Annotated in this window: 15 protein-coding genes; 6 read left to right on the forward strand and 9 right to left on the reverse strand. The window is 53.4% G+C overall.

Annotated elements, in window-relative coordinates:
* Positions 1 to 69 precede the first annotated feature (69 nt).
* From DFO52_RS13360 to DFO52_RS13385, 6 genes are all read right to left on the reverse strand, one after another.
* Positions 70 to 1,860, reverse strand: coding sequence for an LTA synthase family protein (locus tag DFO52_RS13360; protein WP_133550543.1), 1,791 nt, complete (start codon positions 1,858 to 1,860; stop codon positions 70 to 72).
* Positions 1,861 to 2,160: 300 nt separating this feature from the next.
* The gene (locus DFO52_RS13365) at positions 2,161 to 3,231 is read right to left on the reverse strand and encodes an ABC transporter ATP-binding protein (RefSeq protein ID WP_133550544.1); all 1,071 of its coding nucleotides are present in this window, start codon (positions 3,229 to 3,231) and stop codon (positions 2,161 to 2,163) included.
* Positions 3,224 to 4,993 (reverse strand): iron ABC transporter permease, encoded by a 1,770-nt coding sequence (locus DFO52_RS13370; protein WP_023309073.1) that lies wholly within the window; start codon positions 4,991 to 4,993, stop codon positions 3,224 to 3,226. The genes DFO52_RS13365 and DFO52_RS13370 overlap by 8 nt, the downstream gene beginning before the upstream one ends.
* 80 nt (positions 4,994 to 5,073) lie before the next feature.
* On the reverse strand, positions 5,074 to 6,162 hold the full coding sequence (locus tag DFO52_RS13375) for an ABC transporter substrate-binding protein (protein ID WP_023309072.1): 1,089 nt from the start codon (positions 6,160 to 6,162) through the stop codon (positions 5,074 to 5,076).
* A 168-nt stretch (positions 6,163 to 6,330) separates the two neighbouring features.
* Entirely contained in the window at positions 6,331 to 7,032 is a 702-nt protein-coding gene (locus DFO52_RS13380) for a response regulator (protein ID WP_133550545.1), read from the reverse strand.
* Positions 7,033 to 7,035: 3 nt separating this feature from the next.
* Positions 7,036 to 8,673: a sensor histidine kinase gene (locus tag DFO52_RS13385; protein WP_133550546.1), complete on the reverse strand. Its 1,638-nt coding sequence runs from the start codon at positions 8,671 to 8,673 to the stop codon at positions 7,036 to 7,038.
* Between the two features lie 176 nt (positions 8,674 to 8,849).
* Between DFO52_RS13385 and yjdI the strand changes: the two genes are divergently transcribed.
* Complete coding sequence (yjdI, locus tag DFO52_RS13390) at positions 8,850 to 9,080, forward strand: 4Fe-4S mono-cluster protein YjdI (RefSeq protein WP_008499689.1); 231 nt, start codon at positions 8,850 to 8,852, stop codon at positions 9,078 to 9,080.
* A 10-nt stretch (positions 9,081 to 9,090) separates the two neighbouring features.
* On the forward strand, positions 9,091 to 9,363 hold the full coding sequence (locus tag DFO52_RS13395; protein WP_008499687.1) for a GNAT family N-acetyltransferase: 273 nt from the start codon (positions 9,091 to 9,093) through the stop codon (positions 9,361 to 9,363).
* A 27-nt stretch (positions 9,364 to 9,390) separates the two neighbouring features.
* On the opposite strand, the gene DFO52_RS13400 is transcribed toward DFO52_RS13395, so the two are convergent.
* Positions 9,391 to 10,002 (reverse strand): LysE family translocator, encoded by a 612-nt coding sequence (locus DFO52_RS13400; RefSeq protein WP_133550547.1) that lies wholly within the window; start codon positions 10,000 to 10,002, stop codon positions 9,391 to 9,393.
* A gap of 115 nt (positions 10,003 to 10,117) precedes the next feature.
* Between DFO52_RS13400 and DFO52_RS13405 the strand changes: the two genes are divergently transcribed.
* Entirely contained in the window at positions 10,118 to 10,588 is a 471-nt protein-coding gene (locus DFO52_RS13405) for an Lrp/AsnC family transcriptional regulator (RefSeq protein WP_047646293.1), read from the forward strand.
* Between the two features lie 37 nt (positions 10,589 to 10,625).
* On the opposite strand, the gene DFO52_RS13410 is transcribed toward DFO52_RS13405, so the two are convergent.
* Positions 10,626 to 11,855 carry an amino acid permease gene (locus DFO52_RS13410; protein WP_033146458.1) on the reverse strand — a complete coding sequence of 410 codons (1,230 nt, stop codon included), beginning with the start codon at positions 11,853 to 11,855 and terminating at the stop codon, positions 10,626 to 10,628.
* A gap of 119 nt (positions 11,856 to 11,974) precedes the next feature.
* Positions 11,975 to 12,436, reverse strand: a complete 462-nt coding sequence (locus DFO52_RS13415) for a multidrug/biocide efflux PACE transporter (protein ID WP_133550641.1) — start codon at positions 12,434 to 12,436, stop codon at positions 11,975 to 11,977.
* A 105-nt stretch (positions 12,437 to 12,541) separates the two neighbouring features.
* Here DFO52_RS13415 and DFO52_RS13420 point away from each other — a divergent pair, with 105 nt between their 5' ends.
* The 3 genes from DFO52_RS13420 (at position 12,542) to kduI (ending at position 15,751) form a co-directional block, all read left to right on the forward strand.
* The gene (locus DFO52_RS13420; protein WP_133550548.1) at positions 12,542 to 13,408 is read left to right on the forward strand and encodes a LysR family transcriptional regulator; all 867 of its coding nucleotides are present in this window, start codon (positions 12,542 to 12,544) and stop codon (positions 13,406 to 13,408) included.
* A gap of 93 nt (positions 13,409 to 13,501) precedes the next feature.
* A complete protein-coding gene (locus DFO52_RS13425) occupies positions 13,502 to 14,680 on the forward strand; it encodes an acetyl-CoA C-acetyltransferase (RefSeq protein ID WP_038417283.1) in 1,179 nt (392 codons plus the stop codon).
* 234 nt (positions 14,681 to 14,914) lie between these two features.
* On the forward strand, positions 14,915 to 15,751 hold the full coding sequence (gene kduI, locus DFO52_RS13430; protein ID WP_133550549.1) for a 5-dehydro-4-deoxy-D-glucuronate isomerase: 837 nt from the start codon (positions 14,915 to 14,917) through the stop codon (positions 15,749 to 15,751).
* The last annotated feature ends 13 nt before the right edge of the window (positions 15,752 to 15,764 follow it).

A 15,764-nucleotide genomic window follows, 5' to 3' on the forward strand; every position in this document is an offset into this window, starting at 1 on the left:
AATTATCAGTTACGACATTCTGATAATTCCTTTTTTAAATAGATGGTTTTTATATTTTAATTTCACATGTCATAATTCATTACCTTCAAATAATGCCAACGAGTATACCCACGATGGCATAGTATTGATTTTTTTTTCATATGAATTATTTGTGTTAGAGCATTCATTTTTAATATTATACCTAAAGCTAGGTAGTGCTGAGTTAATTAAATATTTATCTATAAGAGATGATACGCAAAAGTAAGGTTGATTATTCGCTTCCTGAACTAGTTGTTTTAAATTAGCATTATTGCCTGCAGCTACAAATACAGGGACATCTCCGTAATCGGTCGGGTTTATATCCCATTTAAATACAAAGTCGTTGTCGTGATCGCCTGTTTTGCTGAAAAGATTCGTTGAGAGAACACTCTTATTCATAAAGAATTTATTTAAGGCTGGTTTGTGATCGCCATAAATCACAACAACAGCATCAGGATCTATCTCTCGTACTTCTTTGTAGAAATCAACGAAGCGATCAATTGCTTGTTTTAATTCGTATGTATAAACATACTCTCCCGAGTCATTCTCATGAGGATATGGGCCATGTGTAGACATAGTTATTAAATTCATGAAAATATCTTTTTTGTCGGTTTTTTTTAACTGATCGATTGCTGACTTATAAAGAAGGTAATCATCTGGTTGCCATTGCCATTTTTTTTTGGTCGCGACAATTTGATCAGGTAGGCTTATATTAGACATTTCATAAAGCCCATCAAATTTTTCAAAACCAAACTTTTGATAAACAATATCTCTATGCCAAAATTCTTTTAAATAATTATGTGCTGCATAAGTAATAAAACCTTTTGCTTTTAAAGCGCTTGCAATGGTGTCAGAATGCGATTTGAATTGTGAGGAATATTCTTGATAAATTATACCCGATAAGACCCTTGAATTACTTGGTAGTCCTGTTAGCATTTCAAATTCAACATTTGCAGTACCTCCGCCATAAACTGGAGACGTCGCTCGAAAAGTAACAAAGCCTTCATTTAATATTGGGGTGATAAGTTCTTTGAAATTTGCATTGTCATACCAGCATGACTCACATAGTACATAAATGATGGTTTTATGTTTCGGTAATTCCGTACTCCCCGTTCGTTTTTCAAGATCGTACATCTCTTTATTATTTTTGTTAGCCAAAGGTGCAGATTTTCGTGAGCTTGTCATTACAATATGCATTGCCATTCCATTGTCCTGGAGGTTTTCAGGCCAATTCCATGACTTATAAATTACGTTCATTTCTTTAGCTAATAATATCATTTTACGGGAGAGAAGACTGTCCTCTCCAAAAAGAGAACTGAAATGAGTATAAAATGAGAAAGGTAATATCATTATAAAGCTAATGGCAAGTAATGCTTTATTTTTCTTTGTTGTGTAAAATGCTCTGCTGATAAAAAATAAAATCCCACAAAATGATATTGCAAGGAAAAGACAAAATGCTGGCCACAGTGTAAGATAGTGATTTGCAATAGATATATTAGAACGGGAAAATAAATCATTCCAGGATAACACCTCACCTGTGAGTGATAATTTCATGTCGCTTATATATTCTAATAATTTAAACGCTATTAAGACTGTATAGGCTGAAATTAATGATGGTGTTTTTATTAACCGAAGTGAAATATAGGATAAAGGTAAAGGGCTTGCAAGCCATAAATAGTGTATTATTAAATATGAATGGTTTGGTAATGGTGCTGGATTTTTAATCCCTACGGAAGCTATTATAAAAAAAAGAATGATAAATGTAAAATCCATTAATGAGGATTTTATTTTTCTGGTATGATTAATTGAAATGAGAGGCTTAGTCTTGAAGAGCAAGTTCATCTTTCGAACCTTAAGATTAATAATCTAGAGTATATCATGTAATTATAAAGCCTGTAAAAGGCTATCTCAATAGGTAAGTAATGCCAACACTTAAACAGTAGTATATGCCACTCAATGACATATAAACCATAGAGCAATCTCTGCGCGAAACGGCAACTGATTACTTACAGAGTCAACCCCTAAGTAGAGTTATGATGCCAACTCCTTAACCGCTATACTTATAATAAAATAGATTGCGTGCACTAATTATGCGCCAGCAAAGAAGGCCGCATCCTGCAGCCTTTCCTCTCACACTCACCTTCACCCTTTCTGGAAAACCCAAACATGCTTCTCAGGCAGTGAAAGATTGCAGTGCTGCGGATCCCGAACCTCATGCCCATACGCGCGAATTACAAAATCATCCCCCACCGTGCGGAACAGGTACTCCCAGCGGTCGCCGAGATACATGCTGGTGAGCAGCGGCAGCTCAAGCTGATTTTCCCCTGGTCCCTCAACCACCGCCACGCGCTCGACGCGGATCACCGCCGTCGCTTCTTCACCGCTCTGCACCCCTTCACCGGCCTGACCCCACAGCACCCAGCCTTTCCCCTCTATGCGCGCTTTGCCGTCGCGCACTTCGGTGACCTTGCCGTGCAGACGGTTGTTGCTGCCCATAAACTCGGCGGTAAACAGCGTTTTCGGCGAGCCGTACATCTCCTGCGGCGTGCCCTGTTGCTCAATTTTGCCGTTGTTAAGCAGCAGGATGCGGTCGGAAATCGACATCGCTTCGTTCTGGTCGTGCGTCACCATCAGCGCCGATAGCCCGAGCTTGATAATCAGCTCGCGCAGGAACACGCGGGCCTCTTCGCGCAGCTTGGCGTCGAGGTTAGAGAGCGGTTCGTCCAGCAAAATCACCGGCGGGTTGTACACCAGTGCACGACCAATCGCCACGCGCTGCTGCTGTCCACCGGAGAGCTGGTGCGGGTGACGTTTGCCAAGATGGCCCAGACCCAGCTGGTCCAGCACGTCCTGCACGCGCTGCTGGATCTCTTTGGCCGGGACTTTACGCAGCTTGAGCGGATAGGCCACGTTCTCAAACACGGTCTTGTGCGGCCACAGGGCATAGGACTGGAATACCAGCCCCAGGTTACGCTCTTCCGCCGGGACCTCGCTGCGCGGCGTGCCGTCGTAAACTTTATTATTGCCAATGACAATGGACCCCTGCGTCGGTTTTTCCAGACCCGCAACGGCGCGCAGCAGGGTGGTTTTGCCGCTGCCGGAGGGGCCTAACAGGGAGACCACTTCGCCGCGCTTCAGGTTCATGGAGACACCTTTTAAAACAGGATTGTCGCCGTAGGTTAAGTGCAGATCGTCAACCGCTAATTCAATCATGTATTTTCACTCCGAAACGAAGGGCAATGCCCAGACCTACCACGACCAGCAGGATGTTAATGAAAGAGAGCGCCGCCACGATATCGATGGCACCCGCGGCCCAGAGGGAAACCAGCATCGAGCCGATGGTCTCCGTGCCGGGTGAAAGCAGGTACACACCCGTTGAATATTCGCGCTCAAAGATCAGGAACATCAGCAGCCACGAACCGATAAGACCGTAGCGGGAGAGCGGAATAGTGACGTGGCGGGTGATCTGCCCGCGCGTCGCCCCGGTGCTGCGCGCCGCTTCTTCAAGCTCCGGCCCCACCTGCAGCAGCGTGGAAGAGATAAGCCTTAGCCCGTAAGCCATCCACACCACGGTATAGGCCAGCCAGACGCTGAAAATGGTGCTGCGCAGCGAACGCAGCCAGACGATGACGTTTTCGCGCATCCAGTCGGTCCAGGCGAACCCGGAAAGCCAGCCGGATTTCAGGGAGTTATCCAGCCACATCGGCAGGAACAGGAATACCCACAGGAACGCCAGACCCGCCAGCAGGCCAGGCACGGCGCGCGGCACCAGCACGCTGTAGTCCAGGAAACGCGTGGTGTTATCCGGCTTGCGGTGCATGGCAATGCCGACAAACAGGTAGCACACCACGGCAAGAGCGCCGCCAATCACGCCAATCGCCATGGAGTTGACGATGGCGCGCAGCAGGTTGGGCTGCGCCCAGATGGTGCGGAAGGTGTTCAGTGAAAGCTCGTCCCACAGCGAAACGCCCACGCCCCAGTTGGAGATAAACGCGCGCAATACCACGCCGAGCAGCGGAACGCCGATGGTGACGGTGAGCCAAAAGGCAATCACTCCGCCAGCCACCCAGCGCCATTTACCCAGCGGCAGCGCGCGGGCCTGCGAGGCCTTGCCCTTCATGGTGACGAAGCGGTTGGCGGTGCGCATCAGGCGACGCTGGAGCATCACCAGCGGGATGGTGATGCAGATAAGCACCACGGCAACTGCCGCCATCAGGTTATAGGATGGGGTGCCCATCTTGTTCGTCAGCTTATAGAGATAGGTCGCCAGCACCATGTTGCCTTCCGGGTCGCCGAGTACCAGCATCAGGCCGAAAACTTCCAGCCCGAGGAAGAACAGCAGCACGGTGGCGTACAGAATGGACGGGCGCACCATCGGCAGGCTGACGGAGGTCATGACCTGCCAGGGCGACGCGCCCGCGGTGCGCGCGGCTTCTTCCACATCGGAGCCCACGCTGCGCAGCGCAGACGAGATATACAGATAGGCGTGCGGGACGTGCGTCAGGCCGGCAATGACCACAATGCTCGACATGTCGTAGATATTCCACGGCACAAAGCCAATCAGCGCCTGAGCCCACTGGGAGAGAAAGCCCACCGGACCGGCGGCCACCACGTAGCCGAAGCCCAGCACCATCGGCGAAACGAAAATCGGGACCAGGATCAGTGGCTCAATCAACCGGCGGCCGGGCAGGTCGGTACGCACCATCAGAAACGCCAGCACGCCGCCCAGCGGAATGGAGATAAAGACCAGCCCGAAAGCAAGAATAAAGCCGCTTTTCAGGGCCTTATAAAAATCAGGGTCGGTGAAAATAAATTCAAATGATTCAAAGCTCCACTCTTTTGACGGCGAAAAGAACGGCGCGGACAGGAAGCTCTGTATCACGATAAACGACAGCGGGGTGTAGATAACCAGGGCGGTTATCAGCACGACGATGCCTCGCGGCAGGCTTTGCCACTTTCTGCGTAATGTATTCATGGGGTATCCCTGGTGTTGCAGCCCAGAAAAACGAACTCAGTCGATAAGGGAGCGCGGCGTCCTGCGCCGCGCTCAGACGCTTATTTACCGGCGGCGGTACGCCACTCTTTGATGTACTCCAGGCGTTTTTTCGGCTGCAGGTATTCCAGCAGCGTTTCATCAACCGGAATTGGCTTCAGCGCGTTGCCGAGGATCTTGGTCAGGCCGTCGATATCGTTTTTCCCTTCGATATCGTTACGAATGGAGGGAATATCCGCCTGATTGGCCAGAATGTTTTGCCCTTGTTCAGACAGCACATAGTCCAGCCACAGCTTCGCGGCGTTGCTGTTTTGCGATTGCTGGCTGATGAACGACACGCGCGACAGCACCAGGGTGTAATCTTTTGGATAGGAAATGCCGAGCGACGGATCGTTCTTCGCACGCGCTTCCGCGTAGGAACCGAGGATGTTGAAGCCGATCAGGTTTTCACCGGAGGAGACGCGCTCCATCATGGTGCCGGTAGACGACTGCACCGATAAGCCACCTTTGGCGACGTCGGCCAGGGTCTTAAAGTAATTAGGATCGGCGTTGTGATCCTGAACCGAGAGCATAAAGCCCAGACCCGATTTTTCGATGTCGTAGGTGGTGACTTTGCCCTTGAATTTGTCCGTCTGGCTGGCAATCAGCTTCGCCAGCGCGGCGTGAGAATCCGGCACGTCGCCGGCCGGGATCAGGCGCTTGTTGTAGATAAAGACCACCGGCTCATAGGTGGTGCCGTAAGCCTTATCTTTCCAGACCGCCCATTTCGGCAGCTGGCTTTGCTCCGGCGATTTATACTCCATGGCGTAGTCGGTGGCGAGCTTCAGCCCGGTGTCCATAGAGGAGCTCCAGACCACGTCGCCGCTCACGCCACCGGAGGCCTGCTCGCTGATGAAGCGGTTGTACAGCTCGGTGCTGTTCATGTCGTTGTATTCGACTTTAATGCCCGGGTAGGTTTTTTCGAAGCCCTGGATCAGCGGCCCGGCGGCCTTGATGTCGGTGGTGGAGTAAATGACAACCTTGCCCTCTTTCGTTGCGGCATCAACAACTTTTTGATACTCAGCAGGATACCCCTGCGGCAGGGCAGACAGTGCAGAAGCAGAGAACAGTACAGTAGCGGTAAGCAGAGAAATTCGGAACGTGTTCGACATTATAGTTAACCTTTTAGTTACATTTGAGGAACTAATTGTCAACATAGCGTATCGGGCTACACCCACAAGAGGGTGTAGCGGGCAATGATTCCGAAGTGTGATTGTCGCCGTCGTTTCAGCAATTAACACCATAAAATCCGCGAACGTTAGCCTGTGAACGGTTCTGGATTACGGTTTATCGGGCGCTTTGCGGTATAACCTTCGCGGATGACCAATATTGCCATACAGCATTTCGACGCTGATTAACCCGCTCTCCACGCAGTATTCAAGGTAGCGACGCCCCGTGGTTTTGCTGATCCCCACGTTTTCCACCACCTCTTCAACCGACATCGCATCGTCGGGATGCTCGGCGAACAGGCGTTTAATCCGTTCCAGCGTTTGGGGTTCAATGCCCTTCGTCGACGGCGTAATGGAGGCTTCCGCGGCGGGCAGGTTAAACAGGCGATCCAGCGCATGCTGGTCGACCACCTTCACCTGCTGCACGGTGTGGATGAAACGCATAAACCGCTCCAGCGAGGCGTGCAGGCGCTGGAAAAAGACGGGCTTAATCAGGTAGTCAAACGCGCCGCTGCGCATGGCGTGGCTGCAGGTCTGCATATCGCTGGCGGCGGTGATGAAAATCACCGAGCACTCATAGCTTTTCAGCAGCGGATTATCGATGAGCTCAACGCCTTTACCGTCCGGGAGATAGTTGTCCAGCAGGATAAGCCGCGGCTGATGCTGACGAATCAGGCTGCATGCCTGCTCAATCGACGCGGCGATGCCCACCACGCGCAAATGGAAATTCTGCTCAATATATTCGCGATGCAGCTCCGCCAGGTGCGGCTCATCTTCAACTATCACAACGTCAAGTGGTCGGGTGGTGCTCATGCTTTAGCCCTGTTGATCGGGGAGTAGAATAGGAATAAACACAGAAAAAATCGTACCCTGCGGCGTGTTGTCGGCAATCTCAATACTGCCGCCGGCCTTGTCGATATATCCTGCCACCAGAAACAGGCCAATACCGTGCTCGGTACCCACAATGTCGTTTTCGCTGTCCGGCTTGCTGCTGAACCCCTGGCGGAAAATGTGCGGCTTCAACGCATCGTCCACCCCGCAGCCCCGGTCGGCCACCTCGATCAGCAGCTCCTGGTTACGGTCAGAAATGTAGAGTTCTACCGGCGCGTGAACCGGGGCGTTGAGGGTCGCCTCCACGGCGTTGTCCAGCAGGTTACCAATAATGGACATCAGCTCCGTTTCACTCAGCGCGGCAGGCATGCGGGTGAGCTGGCAGGCGGGATCAAACAGCAGCTCGATGCCTTTTTCGCGCGCGCTGACGTATTTTCCGAGCAGCAGCCCGCACAGCGCCGGGGAGACAAAATGGGCAGAGACAAAGTCCAGCACGCGCTGCGCGCCTTCTGACTGCACCTGAATGTAACGGATCGCCTCGTCATAGTGTTTCATCTGCAGTAACCCGACCAGCGTGGCGGTCCAGTTCAGCTGTTCGTGGCGCATAATGCGCAGGTTATCCGCATAGCGTTTGATCTGACTAAGCTGGCTGCTGAGCGTGTTGATGTCATTTTTGTCACGAAAGCTGTACACCCAGCCGCTTTCAACGCCCGGTTCGACCTCAATCGCTACGCGGTTGACGATCACCTCCCGCTGATTCAGCACCGCAATCTGGTCGTGGCTCCCGCTGCTCACCGAGGCGTAGCGCTGGGATAAAAAGCCCGGTGCCGTCTGCAGAATGTCTTCCAGCGGTTTACCGATGAGTTCTTTCTCACTTTGTCGAATATCCAGCATTTCTCGTGCCGCGCGGTTAATTAAAATCAGCTGCTTCTCACCGTTGACGGCAAATACCCCTTCGTACATGGCTTCCAATAGCGCGCGCTGCTGTAAAACCAGCTGAGCGATATCTTTTGGCTCCAGTCGGAACATCTGTTTTTTGAGGTTGCGGGTAAACAGCCAGGAGAAAATAAACAGCAGCAGCAGAAGCGCAGCGCCGTACAGCCCGGACTGCCAGAGAATGCGGGCGTTAATATTGGCAATATACGAGGTCAGATAGCCGACCGAGACAATGCCAATCACCTGATGCTGCGCGTTGAAGATGGGGGCTTTGCTGCGTAGCGACACGCCAATCCCGCCCTGACGCACGGAAATAATGGTTTTACCCTTTAACACCTCCGCATTATCCCCGCCGATCATCGGTAAATTAATACGCTCCGGGGATTCCGAATGATAAAGGTGCTGTTCCTCGGTATCGCCAATCACAATGTAGCTGGCATCGCTTTCGGCGCGCAGCGGCTGAATTAAACGGGCGATGCCGGGGATATCTCTGGCCGCAACCATTGCCGCCAGACCCGGCATCAGCGCGATCTGGCTGGCCTGAACCCGGGCGCGCTGGCCGAGATCGTGATGGAGCTGTCGGTCAATAAAATGAAACAGGATTGTTCCCAGCAGAACTAATAGCAGGCAGGAGAAGCACACCAGCGCTAAAAACAGCTTTACCTGAAAAGAGAGTCTGCGTTTCATTCAACCTGCGGAAGTTATGCAAAAGTGACATTTGCCGAGCCTGACATGTGCCAATAGCGGACGCAATCTGGCGAGAAAAGAGTTGTGACCTGGCTTTTCGTTTTCGGCGTTATAGCCATCAGGATCCCGTAAGGCTATGCTTCATTCAGCACGATAATAATTACAGAGGCAATGTCATGGATAAAGAACTACTGGATGCGGGTTACCGGGCCTATACCGGCGAGAAAATTGACGTTTACTTCAATACCGGGATCTGCAAACACTCGGGTAACTGCGTGCGTGGGAGCGCAAAGCTGTTTAATCTGAAACGTAAGCCGTGGATCATTCCCGATGAAGTGGACGTTGAAACGGTTGTACGCGTGATTGATACCTGCCCGAGCGGTGCGCTGAAGTATCGCCAAAAATAAGCGAGGAACCATGGATATTCTGGAAGGCCATAACAAGTTTTACGTGAATGATGCGAACGGCAATCAGGTCGCGGAGATTGTCTTCGTACCGACCGGCGAGCACCTGAGCATTATCGAGCACACCGACGTGGATGAGAGCCTGAAAGGGCAGGGCGTCGGTAAACAGCTGGTGGCGAAAGTGGTGGAGAAGATGCGCGGTGAGAACCGTAAAATTATCCCGCTGTGCCCGTTCGCGAAACATGAGTTTGATAAAACGCGGGAATATGACGATATTCGGGCGTAAATAACACCGGCGATGGCCGGTGTTTTTTCATCTCGCCTGCTCAAATAGCAATATCAACGCGATCAGCACCATTATCCCTCCCGATGCCATGCTTATCAGACGCGCCGCCTGTGGCCGGGTCGCCAGTACCGCTTTCGAACCATACCCCACCAGCAGATAGACCAGCGTACAGGTGATAAGGTGCATCACGCCAAGCGCGGACATTTGCACCGCTATCGACCAGCTTCCGGTCGGGTCGGTGAACTGCGGAAGTAGCGCCAGGAAAAGTAAAAAAACTTTCGGGTTAAGGCCGCTAATGCAGAGCCCTTTCACCGCCCACTGCCTCCAGTTTCCCGCATGGTGGGTGGCCTTTTCCGGTGCGGCAGGGTGACGCAACAGTCCGATGCCAAGCCACAAGAGATACGCGGCTCCCGCGACGGTCAGCCCGGTTAACGCCATCGGATGTTGAGCAATCACTACGCCCACGCCAGCCACCACAATCAGCGTGGCTAACAGATGCCCGGACATTAACCCCATCACTGCCGGCACCACGCGTCGCCCGTTAATACCGGCGCTAATGGCGTAGGCCCAGTCGGCGCCCGGCGTCATGATAAGCAGAAAAGAAACCACCCAAAAGCCAGCCACAATACTCATTTCCATCGTTCTGAAGACTCCCGCAGTGCGTCAAAGGTTGAGAAAAAGAATATCGCTAACCCTGCGAAATAGGCTTTCAATGTTATGCTCATAACACCGTGAAATTGAGAAAATCTTCCACATGGATAGCATCGATCGAAAAATTCTTGCTGAGCTACAGTCTGATGGCCGCTTATCCCTGACCGAGCTGGCGGAAAGAGTGAATCTGAGCCTCTCGCCGTGCCATCGTCGCGTGCGGGCGCTGGAGCAAAGCGGGGCGATAACGGGATACCGTGCCAGCCTCGACCCCGCCAAAATGGGGTTCAACTTCCTGGCGATAGTGTTTGCGACGCTGAAGGAGGGTGACCGCAAGGCGGTTAGCGCGTTTGAAGCGGCGGTGGAGGACATTCCGCAGATCGTGCTGGCACAGCGCCTGTTTGGCGATCCCGATTATCTGATGCACGTCGTGACCCGCGACCTGTCCGCTTTCCAGAAACTCTACGACGAGAAGCTCTCCGCCATGCCCGGCGTGCAGCACCTTCGATCTACGCTTGTCATGAAAACGGTGGTGCAGGACAGGCCTTTTCCGCTGGAATCAGCTGGGCGAGACTGAGAGGCATGCCCGGCAGAACGCCGGGCATGCAGGGCGTTTAGCCGACAAACATCACCGACACGCACAGCACGCCGACGATCAGCGTCAGCAGGTTGCCAATGGAGCGGTACTGTTTTAGTGAGGGGATCAGATACGTCGACAGCGTCGGCATGATGAACAGGATCATGGCGATAAGCGGGCCGCTGATGGCGTAAATCATCGAAATGGCGTTCGGGTTAATGCAGCAGACGGCAAAGGTGATTAACGACACCCCCATAATGGAAATCGCGCGGTTAAAGGCGCGGCTCTTTTTCACGCCCACCTGATTGAGCGACGACTTCACGATCTCCGTCGCCCCTTCAATCACCCCAAAATAGGTGCCGAGGAACGATTTCGACATCGCAATAATCGCCACGATAATCCCGGAAATGCCCAGCCACGCCGGAGAAGAAGGCATCATCGACAACGCGGACAGGATCGTTACCCCTTGCTCTTTGGCGGCAACAATGTACGACGGCGGAATTGAGAGCAGGCAGCTGAAGACAAAGAACAGCACGCTCAAGCAGATGATCAGGTACGCCACCTTCATGATTTTCTTGCATTTATCCATAGCGCCGTCGGCAAACTTCTCGCGGCGATCAACGGCAAACGTTGAGATAATCGGGGTATGGCTGAAAGCAAATACCATCACCGGAATCGAAATCCACACCTGATGCAGGGTATGGCGATCGACAGCCATCTGGCTGGTCAGCAGCGAGGGTTGCCAGCTTCCGGTCAGATAGAGCGAGACAAACAGAAAATAGGCAATCAGCGGAAACACCAGGAAGCCCATCACTTTTATCGTGATATGGCGTCCCATCAGGAAGATCAGATTCAGAACCAGCACCACCCCCAGGCTGACCAGCACGCGAACGGCGGTATCCACCGTCAGGTGTTTCGCCAGCTGCTCCGTGAGCGAGTTGGTGATGGCCACCGCATAAATCTGCACCACCACAAAGAAGGCGATGAAATAGAGCGTGGTGATCAGATTGCCAATCTTCCTGCCGTAGTAGTGCGAGACGGCGCCGGTGATCCCTTCATTGCCTTTTGTTTTTGACGACAGGATAAATTGCGCCAGCGCTCTGTGCGGCCAGTAGGTTAAGGGATAGGCCACGAGGGCGGTAATAAACAGGACGATAGCGCCTGCGGAGCCCAGCTGAATGGGCAAGAACAGCGTTCCTGCGCCCACGGCCGTGCCATAGAGAGCGAAACTCCAGAGAGTCTCATCTTTTGACCAAATTTTCGACATTAGAGCAACGTATCAACTATCAAACCATCGGAATGGCGTGCAATTTACCATAGTTATGCCTGAAGAGCGCAGTTGCTTCGACGGAGTTTGGCCGGAACGGGCGTCCGGCCAGGGGCGGTTTAGCCTGCCAGGGCGCGCCGTTGCTGGCGACGCTTAAGAAATTTCTCGCGCAGGCAATCGTATGCCCAGTTATAGAACATGGTGTACGGCAGGAAGAACAGGAAGAAACCTATTTCCAGCGTGAATGCCTGAAGCAGGGTGATGCCCAGCACCGCGGCGACAATCGACACGCCAATCACGATAAACCCGCATTCGAACCCCAGCGCATGCAGCGCGCGCACTTTTGCCGTACGTTTGACGCGCTGAACCGGCCAGAAACGGTCGAAGCCGAAGTTATAAATAATGTTCCACAGCATGGCGGTGGTGGCCAGAATAATGGTCAACCCACCCATCTCCACCACGGAACGCTGCATGAGCCACGCTGCCGTAGGGGCGAGGATCGCCGTCGCAATCCCTTCAAAACAGACAGCATGAAAGATCCGCTCCGGCAGTTTACGTTGGAGTGCATCCTGATGTTGCATAGTCATAGACCTCATTAATTCGCCGGTATGGGCGTTGATGCAGCCTATTTTCATCGCTAAAGCTGATATATTAAAGATAGTATCCATCGCTAAAGTAGATAGGTCATGCGCTATTCACCCGAAGCCCTTAAGGCGTTTGTCGAGACCGTTGCGGCGGGCTCGTTTTCTGCTGCCGCACGCCGGCTGCGTAAAAGCCAGTCGACGATCAGCACGTCCATTGCCAATCTTGAGGCCGATCTGGGCTTCGAGCTGTTTGACCGCTCGGCGCGTCAGCCGGTGTTAACGGTCCAGGGAGAACAGGTGCTGGGCTACGTGCAGGCAATCCTGGCCGCCAGCACGCGGCTGGACGAGCTGGCGGTGTCGCTAACGGCGCAAACGGAGGCGCGTCTGACGTTTGTCCTTTCCGATACCCTCAACCCGGACGTGCTGGAAGAGATGATGAAACAGTTTGACGCGCGTTTTCCCCATACGGAATTCGAATGTCTGATTGGCGAGGAAGAGGACGTGATCGATCTGCTGCAAAAGGAGCGCGCGCAGGTTGGCCTGACGGAAGCGCGCGACAGTTACCCTACGGATATTGGCGCTATACGCCTGCCGATGCAGACCCGCATGGCGATCTACGTCGCGATCGCGCATCCGCTGGCCGGACAACATGACGTTCAGCATGACGAGCTGCACGGCTGGCGGGAGCTGCGGCTCAGCACCTATCTTGAGCGCGAGGCTGAGATCGCGCGCGGGCCCGTCTGGTCAGCCCCGAATTACCTGTTACTCTTGAGTATGGCGGTACAGGGATTTGGCTGGTGCGTGCTGCCGTGTGCGCTGGTGGATGAATTTGCCGCCGCGAAATCCCTGGTACAGCTCAGTGTTCCCGGCTGGCCGCGGGCGATCGGCATCGATCTGCTGTGGAATAAACGATCCCCTCCCGGCGTTGCCGGAAGCTGGCTGCGGCAGTATCTGCAGGATGCGCGCTGATCCTTGTGATTAAACTCACTATTTTTAAACAATTAAGATAATTGCCAGTAACAATCCTCTACTATCGTCATGTCATTTAACACAGAGGTCGTGATGAAAGATGTCGTAATAGTGGGTGCGTTGCGTACAGCTATCGGCTGTTTTCAGGGAGCGCTCGCGCGTCACTCGGCGGTTGACCTGGGCAGCGTGGTGGTAAAAGCGCTGGTGGAACGCAGCGGGATCGCAGCACATGAAGTTGATGAAGTGATCCTTGGACAGGTCCTCACGGCCGGTGCCGGGCAAAACCCTGCGCGTCAGGCGGCGCTGAAGGGCGGGCTGCCCAATACCGTTTCCGCCATCACCATCAACGACGTCTGTGGTTCAGGATTAAAAGCGCTGCATCTCGCGACGCAAGCCATTCAGTGTGGTGAAGCGGACGTGATCATCGCGGGCGGGCAGGAGAATATGAGCCGCGCGCCGCACGTGTTGACCGACAGCCGAACCGGCGCACAGCTGGGCAACAGCCAGCTGCTCGACAGCCTGGTGCATGACGGGCTGTGGGATGCGTTCAATGACTATCATATGGGCGTGACGGCGGAAAACCTGGCGCGCGAGTACGGCATCAGCCGTGAGGTGCAGGATGCCTACGCGCTAAGCTCGCAGCAAAAAGCGCGTGCTGCGATTGATTCCGGTCGTTTTCGCGACGAGATTGTCCCGGTCAGCACGCAGCGTCAGAGCGGCGAGCGTATCCTCGTGGATACCGATGAACAGCCGCGCACCGACGCCAGCGCTGAAGGCCTGGCGAGGCTGAATCCTGCGTTTGAAATGCAGGGCTCGGTAACGGCGGGAAATGCCTCTTCCATTAACGACGGCGCTGCCGCCGTCATGATGATGAGCGAAAGCAAAGCCCTTGAGCTCGATCTCCCCGTGCTGGCCCGCATTAAGGCATTCGCCAGCGTGGGGGTTGATCCAGCCTTAATGGGGATCGCACCGGTCTACGCGACCCGCCGCTGTCTGGAACGCGCAGGGTGGCAGCTTTCGGATGTGGATCTGATCGAAGTGAACGAAGCCTATGCCGCGCAGGCGATCTCCGTCGGAAAAATGCTGGAGTGGGATCCCCTGCGGGTCAACGTTAACGGCGGCGCGATCGCGCTGGGGCATCCTATCGGTGCGTCCGGCTGCCGCATCCTGGTTTCGCTGGTCCACGAAATGAAAAAGCGCAATGCCCGCAAAGGGATTGCCACACTTTGTATAGGCGGCGGGCAAGGGGTGGCGCTGGCCATCGAACGCTAACCTCTTCTCAAACAAAATGACCTCCTCCGGGAGGTTTTTTTCGCGTCCTTTTTCTCCCGGCGGTTGAATTGTGATCCGAACATCATTTCCGCTATAAACAAAAATAAAAATGAAACGTTGTTTTAAATATAATTGAAAAGCCCACTTTATGCCGATAGTATGTGCTCATTATGAAAAACGGAACGCTGTTTCGTTTATTTCCGCCTTCGGGCATGACCACATCTGGAGGTTACCGTGGACGTCAGAGAAAGCATCCACAGTGCGCACGCCAAAACGCTGGATACTCAGGGGCTGCGCAATGCATTTTTAGTCGAGCAGGTATTCGAGGCCGACAGGTACACCATGGTTTACAGCCATATCGACCGCATTATTGTGGGCGGGATTAAGCCCGTCACGAAAAGCGTCTCCGTGGGCGGTGAGGTCGGTAAACAGCTGGGCGTGAGCTACTTCCTCGAGCGTCGCGAGCTGGGGGTGATTAACATCGGCGGGCCGGGCACCATCACCGTAGACGGACAGTGCTATGAGATTGGCCACCGCGAGGCGCTGTACGTGGGTAAAGGGGTGAAAGACGTGGTCTTTGCCAGCATCGACGGCAGCAGGTCTGCGAAGTTTTACTACAACTGCGCGCCGGCTCACTCCACCTACCCAACCAAAAAAGTGACCCCGGCAGACGTCGCACCCGTGACGCTGGGCGACAGCCTCACCAGCAACCGCCGCACTATCAATAAATACTTCGTGCCGGACGTGCTGGAGACCTGCCAGCTCAGTATGGGATTGACCGAGCTCGCGCCAGGCAACCTGTGGAACACCATGCCGTGCCATACCCACGAGCGCCGCATGGAAGTCTACTTCTACTTCAATATGGATGAGGACGCCTGCGTGTTCCACATGATGGGGCAACCGCAGGAAACGCGCCATATCGTGATGCACAACGAGCAGGCGGTGATTTCACCGAGCTGGTCCATTCACTCCGGCGTAGGGACGAAAGCCTACACCTTTATCTGGGGAATGGTGGGTGAAAACCAGGTCTTTGATGATATGGACCACGTTGCTGTCAGCGATCTGCGCTAGTCGCGGACGGTGA

The sequence above is a fragment of the Enterobacter sp. AG326 genome (assembly GCF_004362415.1).
In the GTDB taxonomy this organism is placed as follows: Bacteria; Pseudomonadota; Gammaproteobacteria; order Enterobacterales; family Enterobacteriaceae; genus Enterobacter; species Enterobacter asburiae.